The organism is Psychromonas algarum (assembly GCF_004376845.1).
Classification (GTDB): domain Bacteria; phylum Pseudomonadota; class Gammaproteobacteria; order Enterobacterales; family Psychromonadaceae; genus Psychromonas.
This window is the reverse complement of record NZ_SNUW01000007.1, coordinates 78,549-101,466: the sequence shown is the minus strand read 5'-3', so window position 1 is coordinate 101,466 and position 22,918 is coordinate 78,549. Positions and strand designations below refer to the sequence as shown.

22 protein-coding genes are annotated in these 22,918 nt (G+C 35.4%); 10 read left to right on the top strand and 12 right to left on the bottom strand.

What is annotated here, in order from left to right; genetic code table 11:
- The first annotated feature begins 5 nt into the window (after positions 1–5).
- Positions 6–953 (top strand): ABC transporter permease subunit, encoded by a 948-nt coding sequence (locus E2R68_RS08080; protein WP_208380167.1) that lies wholly within the window; start codon positions 6–8, stop codon positions 951–953.
- A 647-nt stretch (positions 954–1,600) separates the two neighbouring features.
- On the opposite strand, the gene E2R68_RS08075 is transcribed toward E2R68_RS08080, so the two are convergent.
- Positions 1,601–2,341, bottom strand: a complete 741-nt coding sequence (locus E2R68_RS08075) for a sulfite exporter TauE/SafE family protein (protein ID WP_134277184.1) — start codon at positions 2,339–2,341, stop codon at positions 1,601–1,603.
- Between the two features lie 234 nt (positions 2,342–2,575).
- Between E2R68_RS08075 and E2R68_RS08070 the strand changes: the two genes are divergently transcribed.
- The 3 genes from E2R68_RS08070 (at position 2,576) to ald (ending at position 6,465) form a co-directional block, all read left to right on the top strand.
- Entirely contained in the window at positions 2,576–3,949 is a 1,374-nt protein-coding gene (locus E2R68_RS08070) for an aminotransferase family protein (protein WP_279587475.1), read from the top strand.
- A 534-nt stretch (positions 3,950–4,483) separates the two neighbouring features.
- A complete protein-coding gene (locus E2R68_RS08065; protein WP_134277183.1) occupies positions 4,484–5,254 on the top strand; it encodes an SDR family NAD(P)-dependent oxidoreductase in 771 nt (256 codons plus the stop codon).
- A 65-nt stretch (positions 5,255–5,319) separates the two neighbouring features.
- Positions 5,320–6,465 (top strand): alanine dehydrogenase, encoded by a 1,146-nt coding sequence (gene ald / locus E2R68_RS08060; RefSeq protein ID WP_134277182.1) that lies wholly within the window; start codon positions 5,320–5,322, stop codon positions 6,463–6,465.
- Between the two features lie 83 nt (positions 6,466–6,548).
- Here the strand turns inward: ald and acuI are convergent, their stop codons facing one another.
- The 3 genes from acuI to E2R68_RS08045 all read right to left on the bottom strand — a co-directional run bounded on the left by acuI (position 6,549) and on the right by E2R68_RS08045 (position 8,903).
- A complete protein-coding gene (acuI, locus tag E2R68_RS08055; RefSeq protein WP_134277181.1) occupies positions 6,549–7,532 on the bottom strand; it encodes an acrylyl-CoA reductase (NADPH) in 984 nt (327 codons plus the stop codon).
- Positions 7,533–7,581: 49 nt separating this feature from the next.
- Positions 7,582–8,214, bottom strand: a complete 633-nt coding sequence (gene acuR / locus E2R68_RS08050; RefSeq protein WP_134277180.1) for an acrylate utilization transcriptional regulator AcuR — start codon at positions 8,212–8,214, stop codon at positions 7,582–7,584.
- A gap of 140 nt (positions 8,215–8,354) precedes the next feature.
- Positions 8,355–8,903, bottom strand: coding sequence for an HPP family protein (locus tag E2R68_RS08045; protein ID WP_134277264.1), 549 nt, complete (start codon positions 8,901–8,903; stop codon positions 8,355–8,357).
- A gap of 292 nt (positions 8,904–9,195) precedes the next feature.
- Between E2R68_RS08045 and E2R68_RS08040 the strand changes: the two genes are divergently transcribed.
- Positions 9,196–10,293, top strand: coding sequence for an alkene reductase (locus E2R68_RS08040; RefSeq protein ID WP_134277179.1), 1,098 nt, complete (start codon positions 9,196–9,198; stop codon positions 10,291–10,293).
- A 92-nt stretch (positions 10,294–10,385) separates the two neighbouring features.
- On the top strand, positions 10,386–11,003 hold the full coding sequence (locus E2R68_RS08035) for a glutathione S-transferase family protein (protein WP_134277178.1): 618 nt from the start codon (positions 10,386–10,388) through the stop codon (positions 11,001–11,003).
- Between the two features lie 177 nt (positions 11,004–11,180).
- Here the strand turns inward: E2R68_RS08035 and E2R68_RS08030 are convergent, their stop codons facing one another.
- Positions 11,181–11,399, bottom strand: coding sequence for a DUF6500 family protein (locus E2R68_RS08030; protein ID WP_134277177.1), 219 nt, complete (start codon positions 11,397–11,399; stop codon positions 11,181–11,183).
- Positions 11,400–11,662: 263 nt separating this feature from the next.
- On the opposite strand from E2R68_RS08030, the gene E2R68_RS08025 reads away from it, so the two are divergent.
- Positions 11,663–11,869: a cold-shock protein gene (locus E2R68_RS08025; RefSeq protein WP_025566132.1), complete on the top strand. Its 207-nt coding sequence runs from the start codon at positions 11,663–11,665 to the stop codon at positions 11,867–11,869.
- Positions 11,870–12,739: 870 nt separating this feature from the next.
- On the opposite strand, the gene E2R68_RS08020 is transcribed toward E2R68_RS08025, so the two are convergent.
- The 3 genes from E2R68_RS08020 to E2R68_RS08010 all read right to left on the bottom strand — a co-directional run bounded on the left by E2R68_RS08020 (position 12,740) and on the right by E2R68_RS08010 (position 16,446).
- Positions 12,740–13,180 carry a deoxycytidylate deaminase gene (locus E2R68_RS08020; RefSeq protein WP_134277176.1) on the bottom strand — a complete coding sequence of 147 codons (441 nt, stop codon included), beginning with the start codon at positions 13,178–13,180 and terminating at the stop codon, positions 12,740–12,742.
- A gap of 207 nt (positions 13,181–13,387) precedes the next feature.
- Positions 13,388–15,454, bottom strand: coding sequence for an alkyl/aryl-sulfatase (locus E2R68_RS08015; RefSeq protein WP_208380165.1), 2,067 nt, complete (start codon positions 15,452–15,454; stop codon positions 13,388–13,390).
- 140 nt (positions 15,455–15,594) lie between these two features.
- The gene (locus E2R68_RS08010; RefSeq protein ID WP_134277174.1) at positions 15,595–16,446 is read right to left on the bottom strand and encodes a LysR family transcriptional regulator; all 852 of its coding nucleotides are present in this window, start codon (positions 16,444–16,446) and stop codon (positions 15,595–15,597) included.
- Positions 16,447–16,641: 195 nt separating this feature from the next.
- On the opposite strand from E2R68_RS08010, the gene E2R68_RS08005 reads away from it, so the two are divergent.
- The gene (locus tag E2R68_RS08005) at positions 16,642–17,586 is read left to right on the top strand and encodes a YeiH family protein (RefSeq protein ID WP_134277173.1); all 945 of its coding nucleotides are present in this window, start codon (positions 16,642–16,644) and stop codon (positions 17,584–17,586) included.
- A 106-nt stretch (positions 17,587–17,692) separates the two neighbouring features.
- Entirely contained in the window at positions 17,693–18,538 is an 846-nt protein-coding gene (locus E2R68_RS08000; RefSeq protein WP_134277172.1) for an ion transporter, read from the top strand.
- A 36-nt stretch (positions 18,539–18,574) separates the two neighbouring features.
- On the opposite strand, the gene E2R68_RS13895 is transcribed toward E2R68_RS08000, so the two are convergent.
- A complete protein-coding gene (locus tag E2R68_RS13895) occupies positions 18,575–18,745 on the bottom strand; it encodes a hypothetical protein (RefSeq protein WP_166738832.1) in 171 nt (56 codons plus the stop codon).
- Positions 18,746–18,932: 187 nt separating this feature from the next.
- Here E2R68_RS13895 and E2R68_RS07995 point away from each other — a divergent pair, with 187 nt between their 5' ends.
- Positions 18,933–19,226 (top strand): Fis family transcriptional regulator, encoded by a 294-nt coding sequence (locus E2R68_RS07995; protein ID WP_134277171.1) that lies wholly within the window; start codon positions 18,933–18,935, stop codon positions 19,224–19,226.
- Between the two features lie 100 nt (positions 19,227–19,326).
- Here the strand turns inward: E2R68_RS07995 and E2R68_RS07990 are convergent, their stop codons facing one another.
- From E2R68_RS07990 to E2R68_RS07980, 3 genes are all read right to left on the bottom strand, one after another.
- Positions 19,327–20,274 carry an ABC transporter permease gene (locus E2R68_RS07990; protein ID WP_134277170.1) on the bottom strand — a complete coding sequence of 316 codons (948 nt, stop codon included), beginning with the start codon at positions 20,272–20,274 and terminating at the stop codon, positions 19,327–19,329.
- 1 nt (position 20,275) lies between these two features.
- A complete protein-coding gene (locus E2R68_RS07985) occupies positions 20,276–21,253 on the bottom strand; it encodes an ABC transporter permease (protein ID WP_134277168.1) in 978 nt (325 codons plus the stop codon).
- 81 nt (positions 21,254–21,334) lie between these two features.
- The gene (locus tag E2R68_RS07980; protein ID WP_134277166.1) at positions 21,335–22,885 is read right to left on the bottom strand and encodes an ABC transporter substrate-binding protein; all 1,551 of its coding nucleotides are present in this window, start codon (positions 22,883–22,885) and stop codon (positions 21,335–21,337) included.
- Positions 22,886–22,918 lie beyond the last annotated feature (33 nt).

The following is a 22,918-nucleotide window of genomic DNA, read 5'->3' as shown; positions in this document are numbered from 1 at the left end:
GGATTATGAGTAATAGTAAAAAAATGACCCTTGATATAACGGAAGCCGAGCCACAGAGGGTTGATACAAAAGAAGAGCGAGCGACCACAAAAGCTTCTGAGTCATTCGTTGATAAATTAAAGCACAAATGTAGATCGTTAGCTGCGCCGAATGCGGTGCCAAGTGGAGAATATTTTGGTACACCGGGTGCGGGTGATAGTCGCTTAATTAGTATTGTTTCAGCTTTCTTATTTATTGCTATATGGGCTATTGCTACGGAAGGTGGTTTTATTAAACCTATTTTCTTACCTTCTCCTTTTGACGTAGTAGAACGCTTAATTGATATAACTGTTGATGGTTTTGCTGGTGGAACACTGTTCGAACATTTAAATGCCAGTTTAATACGTATTTTTGGCGCCTTCTTTTTAGCTTGCTTAATCGGTATTCCACTAGGAATCACCATTGGTTGTAATCGAATTTTCCGTGGGATTTTTGATCCTTTAATCGAATTTTATCGTCCACTTCCTCCTCTTGCTTACTTACCTTTGATCATTATTTGGTTGGGTATTGATGAATCAAGTAAAATTACGCTAATTTTCTTAGCAATGCTTTCTCCTATTGTATTGAGTGCGCGATCAGGTGTGACATCTGTTCGTATTGAACAAATCCAAGTCGCTTACTCTATGGGGGCAACTCCGTGGCAAGTTATCACTCAGGTTATTGCACGAGGCTCTATGCCAGATATTATGAATGGCATGCGTATCGCGATTGGATTTGGTTGGACAACACTTGTCGCGGCTGAAATGGTTGCCGCAGAGCGAGGTATCGGCTTTATGGTATTAAATGCTTCTGAGTTTTTAGTTACTGATGTGGTGATCGCAGGTATCATCGTCATTGGTATTATTGCTTATTGTTTTGACATGTTAATGCGTTACCTAGAAAGAAAGCTAATCCCTTGGAAAGGATGTAATTAAGTTTCATTATTAAGCATCATTATAAGGTGTCGTTGATTGTTATTAATACCCACTATTTTCGAATAGTGGGTATTTTTTTGCTCTATATTTCAACTATAAATCCCATCTAAACCTAATTAATATCATTCGTTTCAATATTTAAAATAGAAGCTTCTAACTCTTTTATATCAATAGATTAAGGGTTTTCTAGTTATATTAGATGATGCCATATAACTCTATTGATATACGGTAATAAAAGCGGTGTAACTAAGAGAACCGTTATTTTTATTTCCTTGCCCTACAACTACGGCAATCATGACTACTAATAATGCAGTTATCTGAATGATATAAAGCGGCACGTTAAATTAGCGTATCTATTAATCTAAATATCGGCCTATAAGCAAACGTTAAGACCTTTTATATCATTACGAATAGAGAGTTAAGTAAACCTCTAAAAAGAAGCGTTAACTTGTTTTGAGTTAATTGATTTATATCTGTTGATTAACCATATTATTTTTTTGAATGTGGTGAATTTTCAAGAGTAGATAAGGCCATTCTTATAAGGGAATTATAGGTAGGAGTAAGGTTTTAATTGGTACTAAACTAATATAGTTAAGAACACTAGAAGTGACCTAAAAGAATAGGCCTCTTAGAGGTGGAAGGGGACTTTATTGTGCAATTAAAGCATGGCTAGAATTTACAATGCCAAGTAGAGAAACGATGGTCATTATTGGTAAAGCAAAGCTTTTTAAAGATAGCGGTGGTTTACGGTTAAATAGGTATTGCCCATAGTGAACCGATAAAAGCGTAGGAATAACTAATATTAACAATGCTTTAGGTAATTTTTCATCGATTAATCCTCCACCTGCTAAAGTTATAAGAGATAACGCTTCGCTGGCAATAAAAAATAAAATCATCGTTGCTCGTTGACTGATGATGCTCAGATTACTAGACAACATATAATAAACAATCATAGGACCGCCGATTGAGGCGCTTGCTGTCCCAGCTCCAGAGGCTAAGCCAAAAGCTATTTTGGTATTATTTTTTTCAGCATCAAATGGTCTAAAGCTTGATAGTAAAAGGATAGTTAAAGCTAATACGACAAAACAAATTAATAATTTGAGTATCTCTGAAGGCATAAAAAATAAAAAACAATAACCAATGGGAATACCTAAAAAGGCACCGAAAATTAATTTTTTTAATACTGGTAGATTTGCTTGTTTAGTTGCTTGTTTCCATAAATTTAGACTACAAATAAGATCCAGTGACAAAATGATAGCAACACTCTGTTGTGGATCGAAAAAGAAGTTAAGTCCAATAACAGCAATCACAGCAAAGCCAAAACCACTATATCCTCGTACAACAGCTGCAAACATAACAATGGGCAGTACATACCATATTTGATCCATTGTTTTTCCTTAATTTTTAAAATGATAAATGCACTATCACAATTTAATTCGTTGACTGTTAGAGCCAGAGGTAAGCAATTGTAGCGCCACTAGAGATGACGGTGTTTTAAATAAAAAAATACAAGATAATCATGTCTGGCTCTATTAAATAAAAGGGCTGGAACTAAAAGTAGGGTTCACTTCTAAGTTAGGGTAAGTCATCGGAAATAGGAAACTTTAGTAAAGAGGAAAGACATGATGACGAATTCACAAACAGCGCAACTGATTGAACAAGATCGTAACTATGTATGGCACCATTTAACTCAGCATAGTGTATTAAAGACTCAAGATCCTTTAGTGATGGTAAAAGGCGAAGGCGCGCGAGTTTGGGATGCAAAAGGTAATAGTTATTTTGATGCGTCTTCAGGTGGGGTTTGGTGTGTAAATGTTGGCTATGGACGTACTGAGATTGCTAATGCTGTTTCTGAACAATTAATTAAGATGAATTTTTTTGCAAGTACTGCAGGAACTGAACCTGCTGCCCAATTTGCGGAAAAGTTATTAGAAAAAATGCCGGGTATGGGGCGTGTTTTTTATAGTAGCTCAGGCTCTGAAGCAAATGAAAAAGCATTTAAATTAGTGCGTCAAATCTCCCAACAAAAGTATGGTGGTCAAAAGAATAAAATATTATACCGAGAACGAGATTACCACGGTACAACGCTTGCAGCACTCAGTGCAACAGGGCAAGAAGAGCGTCGTGCACATTACGGTCCTTTTGTACCAGGTTTTGTTGAGTTTCCTCATTGCTGTGAATACCGAAGCCAATTTGGTGAAGTTGAAAATTATGGTCTTCTAGCCGCTCAAGAGTTAGAGAAAGTTATTTTACGCGAAGGTCCTGATACAGTCGGTGCTGTTGTATTTGAAACTATTACAGCTGGTGGTGGGGTTATTACTCCTCCTGAAGGTTACTGGTCTGCCATTATGGATATTTGTAAAAAATATAATATTTTAATACACATTGATGAAGTGGTTTGTGGCATGGGTAGAACAGGTGAGTGGTTTGGATATCAGCACTATGGGATCAAGCCTGATATCGTTACGTTAGCAAAAGGTGTTGCCTCTAGTTACGCTGCCATTTCATGTATGGTAACGACTGAGGATATCTTCAATGAATTTCTTGCGGATAGCAGTGATCGTGAAGCTTACTTCCGTGATGTGAGTACTTATGCTGGGTGTACTTCGGGTCCTGCCGCTGGATTAGCTAATTTAGCAATATTAGAACGAGAAAATCTAGTTACTAACAGTGCGGTAATGGGGGATTATTTATTAGAGAAATTAACCAAGCTAAAAGATAAGCATCAAATAATTGGAGATGTTCGCGGTAAAGGTTTGTTATTAGGTATTGAGTTAGTAAGTGATCGTACAGAAAAAACACCTGTTGATGAGTCAGTAACAATTCAAGTAGCCGGAACCTGTATGAAAAAAGGTTTAATTATTGGACGTACTAATCGCTCCTTTAAAGAGTTTAATAATACATTATGCCTATGTCCTATTTTAACGCTAACGCATGATGAAGCCGATTTTATTGTAGAGACTCTTGATGCTGTATTAGCAGAAGTAAGTCTTTAATTTATTATGAAAACCTCTTTTCGCTTTACCGTAAAGAGGTTTTATTTTATCTGAAAGTCTGCAGAAAGCTTTACATCTACCTTTATCTTTCCAATAAAAAGCAAAATATTCTTTCCCTTATTCTTCCATTATTTTGTGCTATTAAAAATAAAAAATTAGATAGTGTATTTTGAATCAGTTGCCTTAGAGAGGGAATAATATATCGGTAATTTTAAATTACCTTTTTCTCCATTTATTTATATCCCAGGTTTAGTGGATTATTTTTTATGTTTTATATCAAATAGATATGTGTTTTTTGAATGTGAGTGGCTTGTGGGGGCTGTGTCGTTATTTAAAGTTTCTCTTACTGGGTTCTAATCTTTTTAGTATTAAATTAATTGAGACTACAAAAAAAAAATTCTGGCACTAACGTTATTTAGAGAGACGTTTTAGTATTAATTCATCAACAGAAAATAGTGAATGACAAAGTCGGTTGATAGTGTAATTAGATTGAAATTTATATCATTTTTAACATGACTTTTTAAGGAATATTTAATGACAGTATATCTAAACCCAATTGTTTTAATCACTGGAGCTACATCTGGATTTGGGTTAGCGACGGCGAAAAAATTTGCTCAACATAGGTACCCATTAATTATTACTGGTCGCAGAGAAGAGCGACTAAAAGCATTGAGTGAAGAACTCGAGCTATTAACGGATGTTTTTTATTATTCGTTAGATGTGAGAGATAGTGAGCAAGTAGCGAAGTTCATAGAAGCAATACCTGAAAATTTTAAACAGGTTTCAATTTTAGTTAACAATGCAGGATTAGCATTAGGAGCAAGTTCAGCAGCTGAAGCTTCATTGAGTGATTGGCATACGATGATCGATACTAATGTCACTGGATTAGTTAATGTGACACACGGTTTATTACCTATCCTTCAAGAGCAAAAAACAGCAAGTATTATTAATTTAGCAAGTATTGCCGCTAACTGGGCTTACCCTGGTAGCCATGTTTATGGCGCAAGTAAAGCGTTTGTAGCTCAGTTTTCTAGAAACTTACGCAGTGATTTTGCAGGGACTGGTGTACGAGTGACTAGCTTAGAGCCTGGATTATCAGAAAGTGAATTTAGCTTGGTTAGATTTAAAGGTGATCAAGATAAGTATGACCAAATTTACAATGGCACAAATGCCATTCAGCCTGAAGATATCGCTAATATTATTTTTTGGATTGCAGAGCAACCAGCACACATCAATATTAATAGTTTAGAAGTTATGCCGACGTCGCAAGCTTGGGATAACTTCAAAATAGTCAAAGATAAGTAAGAAATATTGGTTAGTAGTAAACATAAAAAAAATTTATTTAAATAACAAATGCTTAGGAGTTACATATGATTATCGGCGTACCAAAAGAAATTAAAGTTCATGAATATCGCGTAGGTATGACGCCTGCAAGTGTTAAAGAAGTAACTGCTGCTGGACATGTTGTTTATATTCAAAAAACAGCTGGTTTAGGCATTGCTTGTAGTGATCAAGAATACATTGATGCAGGCGCTGAAATATTAGATACAGCAGAAGAAATTTTTGCAAAATCTGAAATGATTGTAAAAGTGAAAGAGCCTCTAGCTGTCGAACGTGCAATGCTTCGCCCTGATCAATTGTTATTTACTTATCTTCACCTTGCCCCTGATCTTGCACAAACGGAAGATTTAATTAAAAGTCAGGCTGTTTGTATCGCTTATGAAACGGTAACGAGTAGCAACGGAAGTTTACCCTTATTAGCGCCTATGTCTGAAGTCGCTGGTCGTATGTCGATTCAAGCGGGTGCTTCGTGTTTAGAAAAATCGAACGGCGGTGTTGGTTTGTTATTAGGCGGAGTTGCTGGTGTTGCGCCTGCTAAAGTGGTTATTATTGGTGGTGGTGTTGTTGGTTGTAATGCAGCACAAATGGCAATTGGCTTAGGTGCTGATGTTACACTTTTAGATAACAATATTGATACTTTACGTAAAATAAATGCACAGTTTGGTTCAGCGATTAAAACTGCCTACTCTAATAAATATAACCTAGAATCATTAGTATTAGATGCTGATTTAGTGATTGGTGGGGTATTGATCCCTGGTGCTGCTGCTCCTAAATTAGTCAGTGCAGAAATGATTAAAGCAATGCGTCCTGGTTCTGCTGTTGTCGATGTGGCTATTGACCAAGGTGGTTGTTTTGCAACGTCAAAAGCAACAACACATTCAGAACCAACGTACATTGTTGATGATGTTGTACATTACTGTGTTGCTAACATGCCTGGTGCTCTTGCAAGAACTTCTGCATTTGCATTAAATAATGCAACATTACCGTATATTTTACGTCTTGCTAAATTAGGATATAAAGACGCATTATTAGCTGACCTACATCTTAAAAATGGTTTAAATGTAATACACGGAAAAGTGACTAACTTAAGCGTCTCTGAAAGCTTAAATATTCCTTTTGTTTCTCCAGATGAAGCGCTTGCTTCACCTTATATTGCATCGAGTGTTGCAGCTTAAACTTTAGATTTAACCTCAATAAAAACGCCATTTAATTATTTATTAAATGGCGTTTTTATTTTTTTAAGTTTTTCTAAAACTTATTATTTACTAATCTTCACAACAACACGACCACGTACTTTGCCTGAGATAAGTTGTTCGGCAGTTGTGATTGCATCATCTAAAGCAATTTCATTTGCAATATCATCAAACACTGCTACATCTAAAATGTCTGCAAGACGTTGCCATGCTTCAACTCGGTCAGCGGTTGGACGCATTACGCTATCAACTCCAGCTAAAGTTACACCACGCAAGATAAATGGCATGACTGTCGCAGGTAAATCCATGCCTTGTGCTAAACCACAAGCTGCTACAACACCACCGTATTTTAAGCTTGCACAAATATTAGCAAGTGTATGACTGCCCGCTGAATCAATGGCAGCTGCCCAACGTTCTTTTGCTAATGGACGACCTTTTTCTGTTAATGCCGCACGATCAATAACATCTGTTGCACCTAGTTTTTTAAGGTATTCTGCTTGGTCAACACGACCTGTTGATGCAATAACTGTATAACCTAGTTTTGATAAAATTGAAATTGCAAAGCTACCCACACCACCATTAGCACCTGTTACTAGTATTTCGCCACTCTCAGGTGTGATACCATTTTTTTCAAGTGCAATCACGCATAACATCGCAGTGTAACCTGCTGTACCAATTGACATAGCTTGACGAGGAGAAAATGCTTTAGGCAATGGAATTAACCATTCACTTTTTAAACGAGCTTTCTCAGCTAAACCACCACAATGTACTTCACCTACACCGTAACCATTTAATAAAACACTATCGCCTACTTTAAATTTATCATTATCACTTTGTTCAACTGTGCCGACTAAATCAATACCAGGAATCATTGGAAAGCTACGAACCACAGGGCCTTTTCCGGTAATGGCTAATGCGTCTTTATAATTTAATGTACTGTATGCAACACTAATAGTAACATCACCTTCAGGTAGGACTCTTTCGTTGATATCTTGAACTGATGAACGGTAACCTTGCTCGTCTTTTTCGATTAAAATACCTTTGAACATGTTATTTTCCTCTTTTAAATTGATTTCTATTCTTAATGATTAAAGATTTTTATCTTGGTAAACCCGCAATAAAATGATTGAAATAGTTATCTAGTGGTTTAGAACTTTGCACTAACCTTGTTCGGCTTACTGCTCCCTCCCAACCAATCCAGAAACTCTCAGCCAGTTGATCACAATCTGCTGTTGTCGATAAATCGCCACTGACTTGCGCTGATTTAAGGCAGGTTGCTACACGTTGTTGCCAAGAAATAAATATATCAATTAAGATCTGTCTGAAATTTTCAGGCAGTAAATCAACTTCTTGCCCCAAATTACCTACTAGACAGCCACGTTTGAATTGGTGGCGAGTAATTCCCGATTTTGCGCTTTCAACAAAGTTGCTGATGCGTGTTAATGGCGGGTAAGTATCATCTAATAAATAAGTGTCCAATTTTTTTGCAAAGTAGTTTGCATAACTTTCAATAACAGCAAGTCCAAAGGCTTCTTTATTTTTAAAATAGTAATAAAACGATCCTTTAGGTACGCCTACTTTTTTTAAAATAGGTTCAATGCCCGAGGCAGCAAAGCCGCTTTCAGTTAATTGCTCAAGACCACTGCGAATTAATTCTGCTCTAGTATCACGGTTTTCATGTGTACTTTTAGGTGGTCTACCACGACGTGGTTTTGTTATTGATAATGTCATGTTTTATATAATAGACCGATCGTCTAGTTAATTGCAATTAATTTCTTTTTAAGTCTTTTTGAAAACTACTTTATAGGGAATACATTAGGTAGGACAAAGTGATGAAATGAAGGTCTCACGAAGAATGAGATCTTTATTATTTAACCCCAGTATCTTGGATAATGACGTAATGGATTGTTAGATAAGTTATTAATAATTAAGGAAATCGCTAATAAAATAATTGATCCTGTTGCAATAGGGGTTATTACAAACATATAGCTGATACTGTGCACTTGAGAGCTACCAATAACAGCAATCAGTGCTGTAGCCCCCCCCGGAGGGTGGATTGTTCGAGTGAAATGCATTGCCATAACGGAGAACGAAACTGCTAATGCGCCAAGTACAGTAATATCAAAAGGGAAAAACTGATATACAGATACGCCAATAAACGCTGAAATTACATGCCCGCCCAGTACATTGCGTGGTTGAGAACATTCAGCTTGAGGAACACCGTAAATTAATACTGCTGAAGCACCAAATGAGCCCACTAGAAATTGACTGTTCAGTAGATCAACCTGTGAGTATTTACTTAAAATAGAAACAAGATAAATACCTATAAAAGCACCTAACCAAGACCACATTATTTTGCTAAAGGGCTTTCTTTCAGGACATTGTTCAGTGGCCTTCATTCTTGATAAAAAGGTTCTAATAATCACTTTATTTTTGTACTTCATCAGCTGACCTTTTGGTCAAATTATTTTCACGCAAGTGTATTTTTATTTTTTTCCATGAATAAATAACTATAACTTCTAAATAATAGAAGTAGGGGAGAAAGTATTGTGACCCACTTATTTTTGAATAACAAAAAATTATGATTAAGATAATTATTGATAATTTAAAATGAGGAATTAATCCGTGTATATTATTTTTTATTAAAATGAATACTCATACGTTTTGCATCATATTCATGTTAATTACGTATATTGACTAAGGAAATAATTAATGACTAATTCACTATTTCAACCGTTACAGTTAGGTAAACTTTCTCCCAAAAATCGTATTGTTATGCCACCGATGACACGATCTCGCGCTAGCCAACCAGGCAATGATGCTAATGAGATGATGGCTACATACTATGCTCAACGTGCTTCTGCGGGATTGATTATTGCTGAAGGAACGCAAATTTCAGCAATAGGTCAAGGCTATGCTTGGACTCCTGGTATTTATTCTAGTGCTCAAATTACTGGTTGGAGAAAAGTAACGGATGCAGTACATAATAAAAATGGAATTATTTTTGCTCAGCTTTGGCATGTTGGACGTGTAACTCATCCTGATAATATTGGTGGAAAACAACCTATTTCCTCATCTGCATTAAAAGCTGAAAATGTAAAAGTGTTTGTGGATAACGGCAAACAAGAGCCGGGATTTGTAGATGTAGTTGAACCAAGAGCAATGACTAAAGAAGATATTAAGCTGGTGTTAGAAGAGTATCGCCAAGCTGCATTAAATGCGATTGAAGCAGGGTTTGATGGCATAGAGTTACATGGTGCAAATGGTTATTTAATTAATCAATTCATTGATTCAGAAGCAAATAATCGTACTGATGAATATGGTGGTAGCATTGAAAATCGTTTACGTTTTTTAGGTGAAGTTGTTGCTGTGATGGTTGATGCTATTGGTGCTGACCGAGTGGGGGTTCGTCTTGCTCCATTTACTTCATTAAATGGAACGATTGATGCAACACCTGTTGAAACTTATAGCGCAGCTGCTGCCTTATTGAATACTTACCATATCGCATACTTACATATCGCAGAAGTGGATTGGGATGATGCACCTGAAACACCATTCGCATTTAAGCAAGCTATACGTGAATCATTTAAAGGAACACTTATTTATGCAGGCCGTTACGATGCTAAAAAAGGTCAACAAGCCATAGATGATGGTTTAGCCGATATGATTGCTTTTGGTCGTCCGTTTGTAGCCAATCCTGATTTAGCAAATCGTATTAAACATGGCTACCCATTAGCACAACATGATCCAAATACGTTATTTGGTGGTGGAGAAAAAGGATTAACTGATTATCCAGAATACAAAGAATAGAACAGTCTGTTATTCTAATTATTAAGCTGTCAGTTGCTATGAAGGTACTGACAAATAAAACGTAGAAATAATAAAACAGATAGGAAGATATTATGATCATTTTGCATCACTTAAATAAATCTCGTTCTAAACGTATTATCTGGTTGTTAGAAGAACTTGAGGTGGAATATGAAGTTAAGCCTTATCAGCGTGATAGCGTGACATTTTTAGCTCCACCAGAATTAAAGCAAATTCATCCTTTAGGTAAATCACCCGTCATTGAAGATGATGGTTTGATTGTGAGTGAGTCAGGTGCAATTACTGAATATTTAATTGATAAATATGGTCAAGGTAAACTTGCTCCTAAGCGTGGCACTAATGCTTATATTGAATATTTACAATGGCTTCATTTTGCTGAAGGTTCCGCTATGTTACCGCTACTGTTAAAATTATTTGTGACTAAAGATGGCTGTAAAACAAACTTTTTAGCAGATTATGCTGATGCTGAATTATTGAAGATCTTAAGTTATTTTGAGCAAAGCTTAACAGGTAAAACTTACCTCGTAGATGAACAATTAACCGGCGCAGATATCATGATGTCAATGATTGTTGAAAGCTTAGTAAATAATGGTTCAATAGAAAACTTTAGTAACTTAAAACGTTATGCTGCACAGTTAACAACTCACGTCGCATTGCAAAAAGCGGAACAAGTAGAAATAAATTATTCATAGTATTTTATTTTTTATAAATACTAAGTATGTGGTCTTAATCAGCAAAATAGATCCGATGTTTACTGTGATTTATATATAAAGAAATTGATTTTATAAGTAGGCTCATTTTTTAGAAAATGTGTCTATTTTTTTATCATTAAATAAAAAGAGATGCTTAAGGTATGAGTGGTTTAATACTTACATTTTATTTTTAATCATTGATTTTATTTTATGAGCCTTTACAAAATGATCTAGCTGGTGGGTTTGTATCCACCAAGTTGCTGCTTCCATGAGTAATTCAGGATCATCATTTTTATTAGCAAAAAAAGCATAAAACGATAAACCTACATCATCACCTTTAGTGGCGATTTTTTTATTACATACTTCGATGATTTTTTGCCTTAAAGCTTCTCTCATTGTTTACTCATTTTTTGAAGTAGGGAATAGTAATGTAATTGTTAGAAGTGTGCCTTAAAGCGGTTTCATCTTAAAACAAATATTGACTTATAGTCCGGACACTATAAGATGTCTGCAGCAGAAATAAAGCCTTTTGTTTACATTCTCCATTTCGTTGTTTTATTAATAATACCTCGCTCTGTAGTTTTTAAGTTCCAGTCTAATTTTACGCTATTCAAGCCTCTTTTGAAGGCAATTTTTATTAAAATTTACAGGATATTATTATGTCTAAAGTTCAAGGTACAGTTAAGTGGTTTAACGAATCTAAAGGTTTTGGTTTCATCGAGCAAGCGTCTGGTCCAGACGTATTCGCACATTTCAGTGCAATTGCTAGCGAAGGTTTCAAAACTTTAGCTGAAGGCCAAAAAGTAGAATTCACTGTAAGCCAAGGTCCTAAAGGCCCGCAAGCAGAAAACATCGTAGCTCTTTAAGCTGTGATGCGTTAATCCTCTAAGGATTAACAATTCTTTTAGAAAATGGTAAATCCGAAAGGATTTACCATTTTTTTTTCTTAAAATTTTTATAAAAGTTGTTACAAGAATTATCTCGCACATAAATGATGTGCGAGTTTTTGAATTTGGTTGTATAAGAGATATTACTGAAAGGCTGATAAGGTTAGAGGAAACCTTATACTGATTAATGCATGTAAAATAATTATTCAGTGCTGATATTATCTAGTCAGACTGAGTGTTTAACCGAGCTGGGCTAACTCTGCTCTTGTTAAAAAAGTGTAGATGTTACTTTTTATTTATTCTTTTGCTGTATCTTTCTGTTCAATTACTTGTTGTTCTTCTTTATTTTGTTGGAACCAAAATCTTTTTCTGCCTGTTGAGCGAGCCATATATTTCCTTAATGGTGTATTTATAATAATCACACTAATTAGCTGAGCTATTTTACTTGTTAAAATAATTTACTTTTTCGTTGTAAGTTTGGTAAAGGGAACAACCATTTATTTCAACTTACGCCTTAAATTAAACTATTTTTTAATGTAATTGTTATTAAATTTTTTATTTCATTTTTTAAAATGAAGATTGATAATGCAACATTGCATAATGCTAAAAATAGAATGATTGAATGAATTGATGAAGCTAGAGGAATACTAAGGACAACGGTAACGATGTAACTGAGGATAACTTGGACTTTATATTGACATTAATGATTTTTTAAAGCGATGTGCATGATAAGTCAATATTGAATAAATAGATAGTCTTAATTGTTTTATTTGCAAGCATCTTGTGATCAGTACTTCTAAACTCATTAAAAGTACTGATTTTTTATTTGCAATCAAACTGTACGGTAAATTATTTATCTTCTAGTGTTAACCAATTAACAGCTACACCTGCTTGATTAAACATCTCTTCACTTAATTTAATTTTATCTGCCCAACGGGATAGAAAGTCTTCGTTTTGAGCTGGGCAATGTACCGCTTTAATACCTGTTTGAATAATTTTGGCTGCACAGTTAGGGCAAGGAAAGTGTGTTACCCAGATTTCACAGCCACTTAAATCTCGTTTAGCATACAGAATGGCATTTTCTTCTGCGTGTAAGGTTTTAAGTAATTTTATTTCTCGATTATCAATTTCAGCACTATCAGAAATACCTTGTGGATAACCATTAAATCCTAGTGATACGATCCGATTATGTTCTGTGATCACTGCGCCCACTTGAGTTGAAGGGTCTTTACTCCATGAAGCGACAAGCTCTGCCATTTGAATGAATCTTAGTGCCCATTTAGAAATCATTTTTAAAGTAATCCTTTGCCATTAAGTAGATAGTTATTGTGCTGAACAGTTGTCTTAGATACAAGTTTAATTCTTAAAATATTGAATGATACTTGAGTAATTGAAATATTTTGATGGGCTAAGGGGGCAGTTAAAGGTTGAATCTGGAAAATATTAAAAAAGCCAGTTACAAAGTAACTGGCTAAGGGGCCATATAAAGCGTGTCGATTAGTGGTTATGCTGATCAGTGCCTTTCAATGCTTGATAAATTTGTACATAGACTTCTTGCCCTGTTGCTGGACGAGGCACTATTTCAAATGTCTCATCAAACTCAACTAATGAACCGAGTAGTTTATTTAAGACTGTTTTATCGCCTTCTAATGTTGCCTCTTTTGATGCAAGTAAATCTGTTAATGTACTTTGCTGTAAAATAATCTTTGTTACATCGTTACGGTTAATGATTAATGTCGCATCTGCTTTTAATGGATTATCTACTTTAATATTATTTAAATTGCCGTTAGACATCTCTACAAAATAGGTTTCATCACTATCTGGTAACGTTACATTTAATGTAAATGGCGTATGCTGTGCTTTAATTGAGTCTACTTTTACCGCCATGAAGTCCAACAGATTTTCAATGGTCATCTCTGCTAGTACGTCAGCTGAAGCACTTTTGGGGTTACCAGGCATCGTCCCAATACGTAACTCTTGAGCGCCGGTTAAGTAGGTATTTCTCCAACCAGCTCCTTCTGATTGATAACCTAATTGCTCATAGGTATCTGCTAATAATTGACGAGCATCTTTATTCGTAGGCTCTACTTGAATAACTTTATTCAATGCGGTTGCTACAAAGCGATACTCACCTTTATTAAAGTCTATTTGTGCTTTTTGGAGGATCATATTGCTTCCCCCCATGTATTCTACAAATTTTGCTGACTCAGCCTTAATTGGTAGGGGATTAAGGTTTGCAGGATTCATATCAAAGTAACCTAAATACATATTATATACAGCACGAGCATTATGAGAATAAGTCCCGTGGTAACCATTTGTGTGCCAGCTTTGTTGAATGCTATTTGGCATTACTTCGTAAATTTTGTCTCCTAGATCCTGCATAACATAACCGTTATTTGCTAAACGTAGTGTTTGATTATGAGTGAATCCATACGCATCACGTTGCATTTTAAGGTAATCTGAAATCTCTCCAGTTCCCCAAATAGGTGCAGAATGAGAAGCAAATAATACGTCTGTTTGATTACCCCAAGTTACTAGCATTTCATTGATTTTTTTAGACCACTTTAAAGAGTCTCGTACTTTAGCACCACGTAATGTATAAATATTATGCATACCTTGATAAGTGAGTTCGCCTGTCCATAGCGTTTTCATACTAGGAATGTAGGTGACCATTTCTGAAGCTGCTTCAGTACCAGATGCATCCATAAATTGCATCTCTAAACCATCGATTACTAAGGTCTCAATTTCTTGTTGATGATTTAATTCATAGTCTGGTAATACATAGGTAATTTCGCCTTTAGATATACCCTTTGCTAATGCTGCATCGACAATACCATGCTCATGGCGGCTTAACGTTGCACCGTATTGATATGCTGCTCGGCGTGACATTGCATTACCCGCTAAAACATTTTCATCCACAATTTCTTTGGTAATATGTTTTGAACCGTATACTTTCACTTCTGGAAAGGCTTGTTGAATTGCACGCGAGCCACCAAAATGGTCTGCATGGGAATGTGAATAGATCATCGCAACGATCGGTAAGTTTCCATCTTTAGGTACATTATCTTGAAAGAATTTCAATGATTGCGCTGCTGATTCTTTCGTTAATAAAACGTCGTAAACTATCCACCCTCTATCACTACGAATGAATGAGATTGAAGAAAGATCGGTTCCTCGGACTTGATATATTTTCCCAGGAACCACTTCATATAAACCTGTCGCAGCTTGATTTAAAACTGCTTGGCGCCATAGTGACGGATTAACTGAGTCGGGAGCTTTATCTGCATTGGCGCTATCTGAATCTATAAAGTTAAAACTATTACGAATGATATCCCCTGTTTTTGAGTCAAATTCAGCAATTAGTCCTTTGTTATTATTTTCAAAGGCACGTAGATCTTGAAAATTAAGTGTTTCAGCAAATTCTTTGTTGTATTTAATGGTTTCTTGAGTTGCTTTCTTACCACCTTGTTCACCAATATTACTTAAATGTGCATGGTCATGATCTGCTCCCATGACAGTAAAAGAGAATGAAGAAATTAAAATCGCTAATGTTGTTTTTTTCATAGAAGCACCACTTATCTGAGTACAAAGTTAAATATCAATAAACAAGGTTTTAATGAGTGACCTTGCTGCAATGAGGTCACTATAAGTGGATTTTAACTATTGATGAACAGGGGTTAGGTTATGATTTATATAAGCAGTGTTTATACTAGTGTGTTATTTAATTTTGCTTTAATGCTATTGCGTAGTTGCTGATGAATGGGATCTTTCATAAAGCGTTTATGATAAATCATTTGATAGTGAATAGAATTGACTTCAAATGGAGGTGTTAATATTTGCAGGTTCAAGGCTATTGCTACCTCTTTTAAGCCTTCTGGAATGGCTGCAATATAGTCGGTGTTTTGTAATGCCAGTAACATATTAGCAGGGCTTGAAACTTGAATTTTAATATTACGATCTCGCATTATCGGTGTTTTAGATAAAAACTCTACTGCACGCATATTATGGCGTAACAACTTCATCGCAACATGCCCTGATTCTCGGTATTGATCTAAGGTGATTTTGCCTTGAATGGTGGGATGACTTTGACAGCAAACGAGTAAAATATCTTCTTCATAGATGGACTCAAAACAAAAACCGTTGTCTTTTTGAGTGGTATTTTCAATTGCTAAGTCAATTTTACGCATTCGCAATTCATTTAATGTTTCTTCTTCATCATTACCTGCTTCAATAAGTTGAATATCGGGTAGGTCGATTAACTTTAATAAGATGCTTTCTGGTGCATTCACGATAAATCGTTGTTGATGTGTCAGTGCGTTATCTACTACATCGATGACTGATGAAATTTGTAGATAAAACTGATGTGCACTGGTAGTTGCTGTTAAATTTCGACCACTACGAATAAATAAAGGATAGCCTAGATGATCCTCTAAGCGCTTAATTGATGCGCTGATTGCAGGTTGTGATACATCTAAATCATTGGCTGCTTTTGTAAATGAATTAAATTCGTAAACCTTAATAAAAGGTTTTATTAAATTCATATCAAACTCATGCATTGAGTTATTCCTATTCTTTTCTGGAGTGCCGAACAATAGACTAACAATAACAGATTGTTAATAAAGGATCTTAAATCAACTCATCGTTTACCAGTTCTTTTGTTATGTTTAATTGAACGCTTTATTAAATTTTTTCGAATATATTTAATCTTGGTGGTTTTATATAATCTTCTTCACATATTGAAGGGGGAATACATGACCACGACTATTACTAAAGCATCACTTACTAAAAATCATATAATATTCATAGTATTAGGCGTGTTATGTTTGTCTCCAATTATCTCCTCTCCTATTGCATTAGTACTCGGTTTTACTATCGCAACATTAGGTTTAGTCCCTGCAGAAATTAATACAGGAAAATTAACAAAAAAATTATTAGCGCTATCAATTGTAGGTTTAGGTTTTGGGATTAATGTAGATCAAGCCGTCCAAGCAAGTTCTGGTAATTTAGGTTTAATTGTAGGCTCTATTTTTATGACCTTATTTATGGGAACGGTATTAACTAGGTTATTTAAGATCGATTGTAAAATGGGGCATCTTATTGCTTCAGGTACAGCAATTTGTGGTGGTAGTGCAATTGCTGCCGTTGCTCCTGCAATCCAAGCTAATAATGAGCAAACGTCACACGCATTAGCCACGGTTTTCATTTTAAATAGTATCGCATTATTTGTTTTCCCATTGATAGGGCATGCATTAGGTATGAGCCAATATAACTTTGGTCTTTGGAGTGCGATTGCTATACATGATACTTCTTCTGTTGTTGGGGCTGCATCTGCTTATGGTGATGAAGCATTACAAATTGCTACGACAGTTAAGTTAGCTCGGGCTTTATGGATCATTCCTGTGGCTTTTATTAGTGCGCTTGTATTTAAAGGTGATAGTAAAAAAGTAACAATTCCAATGTTTATTATTTATTACTGTGTTGCTATCGCGATTGCGCATTTTTTACCACAGTTTCATGCTTTATACACAGGACTGTTTTTTATTAGTAAGCGTTTATTGGTGTTGTGCTTATTTTTGATAGGTTGTGGCATTACTATTCAAGCGATAAAAAGCGCAGGTTATAAACCTATGCTACTAGGTGTTTTATTATGGATAACCGTCGCCAGTGTTGTATTGGCTTATATTGAATTGTTTTAACTTTTCCAATACTAGAAGTTAAAAAGAGTCTAGTCATAATATGTCTAGACTCTAATTGCTATTCCTTTTATGCTATGCGAATAATTCTTATTTCGGTAGCAAAAATATGACAAAGTTTGATAAATCAATTGATAAGTCCTTAATAAAAATAGGGCTTAATAAATTACAACGTCAATTCTATAGCATTCGTAATAACAAAATATTTGAGTTATTTGTTATTTCAATCATTATTTTTTCTGCATTAATGATCGGTGCAAATAGTTACGAAATTTCTTCTACAACCTTAAGAGTGATGTCAGTTTTAGACATTGCTATTACTATCATCTTCCTTATTGAAATTGTTATTCGCTTTATTGGTGAGCCTAATAAGAAGCGTTTTTTCCATAATGCTTGGAATGTATTTGATACCTTTATTGTGTTGGTCAGTTTGATCCCTATTGAAGATAGTGAACTCGCCATTTTAGGTCGATTGGTACGTATTTTCCGTGTATTACGTATGGTTTCAATTATTCCCGAATTACGTATTTTAATTAATTCGTTAGTTAAAGCATTACCGCAGTTAGGTTATGTAATGCTATTAATGTTTATCATTTTCTATATATATGCTGCTATCGGAACCACATTTTTTGAAGCAATTAATCCAGATTTGTGGGCAGATATTTCAGTTAGTTTATTAACATTGTTTCGAGTAATGACTTTTGAGGATTGGACTGATGTTATGTATGAAACCATGGTGGTTTATCCTCTGTCATGGATATATTACCTAACTTTTATCTTTTTCACTGCGTTTGCTTTTTTGAATATGGTGATTGGTATTGTTGTTAATGTGTTAGAGCAGGAACGTCAATTAGAAGCGGATTTACTGAATGAAAATTCAGGTGAGCCGACTATGTCTGAATTAAAACAAGAACTAGCTGAGATTAAGGCTTTGTTACAGAAGGGGGGCATATAAATAAAGTTGATGGCTTATTTTTGCTGATAAGCCATCTTATTTATTAGATGCTTTTTCGTTACTTTCCCTATCTGATTGAGTGCTCGCAAAATAAAATAATAACGAAAATGCGAGTAATGAAAATGCAGCAGCAATAATGCCGTGGCTTAGTGTTGCTATGATCACTGACAGGATCACTAAGCTAATAATAAGTTGTGCTTTAAACATGAAATGTCCTATTTAATGCTTGGTTAGGATGCTTATTATTCACAAGCCAGAGCAAAAGTGATAATACAAAAATCGTCTAACTCATAATCAATTTGTATTATCTTTTAAATGCAGCCTTATATAATTGAACCGATTCAATAATGAAAACTTAATGCTGTATTCTTGTTGAATTAAGAGTGGAAATATCATGAGAAAAACAGATAAAAAAATAGAAAAAAAATTAAGAGATGCTTTAACGGAAGTTTGTGAAGTAACACTTAAAGATATTGTAGGATATGAATGGATAACACATAAGGTTAATTACCAGCAGTTTCCTGCTTCATTACATATTGAGTGTGCCTTTTCATCATCGCAGGTTGTTGAGCAATTAAAGCACTCTCAAGAGGATCTACGTTTACAAAATATCATTGCAGAAAAGCTTTCTTCGGTAGGTATTAACTTACAAAATGTTAATAAGCAGATAAAGATGGTTGTGAAATAGAGTGTTTTGAAATCAACTATTTTTTAAGGTGTTTTAATAAAACAGGGCCAGTAAATATGAATATTTACTGGCCCTGTTTCGTTAGGGATATAAGTTGTTATTAACCTTTGTAAATCTTAGGGTTAAATACATCTCGTAACCAATCACCCAATAAGTTAATCACTAATACAATACTGATTAATACAATACCTGGGAAGATGGTGATCCACCATGCGCCAGAGAATATATATTTGAAACCAATACTAATTAATGCACCTAATGAAGGTTGGTCTACTGGTAAACCAAGGCCTAAAAATGATAGTGCAGCCTCTGACATAATTGCATTTGCAACCTGTACTGTTGAGATTACTAAAATAGGCGATAAACAGTTAGGTAAAATATGACGGAACATAATACGCATGGATTTAAAGCCCATTACTTGTGCTGCTTCGACATACTCTTTTTTCTTCTCTGCTAATACCGAGGCTCGAATGGTACGTGCATATTGCGGCCATTCTGCAATACCAATAATGACGATTAATATCACCACTGCATATTCTGCAAAGAACTCAGCACCAAAACTTGCTTTAAAAATAGCGGTAACAATAATCGCAACCATCATGGTTGAAAATGACAGTTGTACATCAGCAAAACGCATTAAGAAACTATCAATACGCCCACCAAAGTAACCAGCAGATAAACCAATAACAATACCTAGTAGTAATTGTACCGCTACGGCTAAAAAGCCAATCGTTAATGATAGTCTTGAACCATATAAAATGGTTGATAAAATATCACGACCTTGATCATCAGTTCCTAGGAAGAATTGTTGTTCACCGCCATCTAACCACGATGGTGGTAATTCTGAGTCCATTAAATCAAATGCCGTCAAATCATAAGGATTTGTTGGTGAAATGATGGGTGCAAGTAAAGCTGCAATTAAAAACGTTAAGAAAACAGCAAAGCTAAACATTGCCACTTTGTCGCGTTTAAAGTGATAAATAAAATCTGAATTTTTAATTTGTTGCCAGCGTGATGGAGCAATATTTTCTTGAGTTACACTATTCATGTTATGCCCCTTTCCCTGTGATGTTGACGGTTGGATTAACGACACCGTATAACAGATCAACAATCGTATTAGTGACTACAAAAATAAGTCCAACAAAAATAACGTAAGCTGTAATTAATGGCGTATCAACGCGATTGATTGCTTCTAAAAATAAGAAACCAGTACCTGGCCATTGGAAAACGGTTTCCGTTAATATGGTGTAGGCAACCATAGTACCAATTTGAACACCACCAACAGTTAATACAGGTAACATAGTATTTTTAAGTGCATGTTGGTAATAAACTTTTTTCATTGCTAAGCCTTTTGCTGTAGCAAATTTCACATATTCAGAACTTAATGCTTCTAGCATTTCTGAGCGCACCAAGCGAATAAATAGCGGTAACATGATAGATGCAAGAGAAACACAAGGTAATACTAAATGTGCTAAACCCTCTCTTGTTAGATAACCTGTTTCCCAACCTAATACATTGATAGTTTCCCCTCGACCGTAGGAAGGTAGCCAACCAAGTTCAATGGAAAATACATACATTAATATAATGGCAGTTAAGAAAACAGGAATGGAAATACCAATACTACTGAATGCCATTATAATTTTTGTCCACACACTTTTGGGGTGGATCGCTGAATAAACACCAAGTGGAATAGATAACACGATAATAATTAGCGTGGCACCAAACACCAGTTCTAGTGTTGCTTGTAATTTATCTAGAATAACTTCTGTTGCAGGGCGTTTAAAGAAATAAGAGGTACCTAAATCACCTTGTACTGCATTACCAATAAAACGAGAATATTTAACGAGGTAAGGATCATTTAATCCCATTTCATCACGTAAAGCTTCTCTCTCTGCTGTTGATACGGATTGTCCTACCATCTCTCGAAGTGGATCGCCTAGATTATCTTGAATTGCAAATGCGACCAGGCTGATAACAAACATTACTATTAATGCTTGGAAAAGTCGCTGTACCAAAAAGGTAAACATCAGTTGTTTCCTATTAATTTAAATAACGACCCAGAAAATGGGTCGTTTTATTGTGGTTAAAAATGATTAATTAAATATTGATTATTTAACAACCAAGTCCCCAAAGTATGGGAAGTTTAATGCGTTAACGATAGGTGCTACATCTAAGTTAGATTTTGCGCCCCAAGCAAGGTTCTGCCAATGTAGAGGAACAAATGCGGCATCATTATAAAGGATTCGCTCAACTTCTTGTAACATTGCTGCACGTTTAGCAGGATCCGTTTCTGAATTTGATTTGTTAACTAATTCATCTACTTTAGGGTTTGAGTAATAACCACAGTTATAAGCTCCCTTACCTGTTTCTGCATCGCGTGTCATTGTTAAGAATTCACTTAAGTTTGCTGAATCTTCAGTATCTGAATGCCAACCGATCATCATCATATCTGCTGAACATTTATCAAATTCAGGCCAGTATTGTGCTTTTGGTAATGTTTTTAAATCAACTGTAATGCCAATTCGAGCTAGCATTGATGTTGTTGCTTGTGCGATTTGAGCATCATTAACGTAACGGTTATTAGGCGCCATCATTGTTAATTTAAAGCCTTTTTCATAACCAGCTTCTTTCATCAATTTTTTTGCTTTTTCTAAATCGTAACGAGGTACTAAGCTTGCATCGTAACCTGCGTAACCTTCAGGACCTTGTTGACCAGCTGTTGTTGCAAAACCTTTCATGATGCGTTTTACGATACCGTCATTATTAATTGCATAAACAATTGCTTGACGAACACGTACATCTCTTAATGCAGGGTTTGAATGTTGGTTCATTTGGAAAGTAATAATACGAGTACCAGGAACTGTTGTTAGCTCAAGGTTCTTAGAATCAGTTACACGTTGTTGGTCATTAGGAGCTACAGGATGAATTAAATCAACACCGCCAGATAATAAAGCTGCAATACGAGTAGCATTTTCTCTGATTGGAACCAATGTTAGTTTATCAACGTTACCCGGTGATTTTTTATCCCAGTAGTTATCAAAACGTTCAAATACAACTTTTACACCTTGTTCACGAGAAGTGATAGTGAATGGACCTGTGCCTGATGCGTGAGTTGATGCAAATGAATTACCATGTTTAACGATAACTGATTTATCTACGCCAGCAATTTCACCTGAATAGAACTTGCTATCCATTGGGAAAATGTAAGTTGCAGTTTGTAAAACCAATGGGTACGGTTTGAAAGAGATAATCTCAATTGTGTAATCATCAATTTTTACCATTTTTTCATATGGAGAAAATACCGCTTTAAAATCACCTGAGCTTTTTAGACGGTTAAATGTCCAAACTACATCGTCTGCAGTTAGTTTGTTACCAGAATGGAAAGTCACTCCTTTACGTAGTGTAAAACGGAAAGTATTGTCATCAATACGTTCCCATTTTTCTGCTAAACGTGGCTCAAAATCAAACTCTTTAGTAAAACGAACTAGCGGATCAAACAGCATATGCGACATCTGTAACACACCACCAGAAAGCTGCTCATGTGGATCTAATGTTACTGGGTCAGAATCATAAGCTACAGTAATATCCGCTGCAGCTGCTGAAAAGCTTAGGCCTGAGGCAAGCAATGCCACGGCTAGTTTAGTTTTAAAAAATTTCATTCACTACTCCTTGATGAAAATGATTTTAGATTG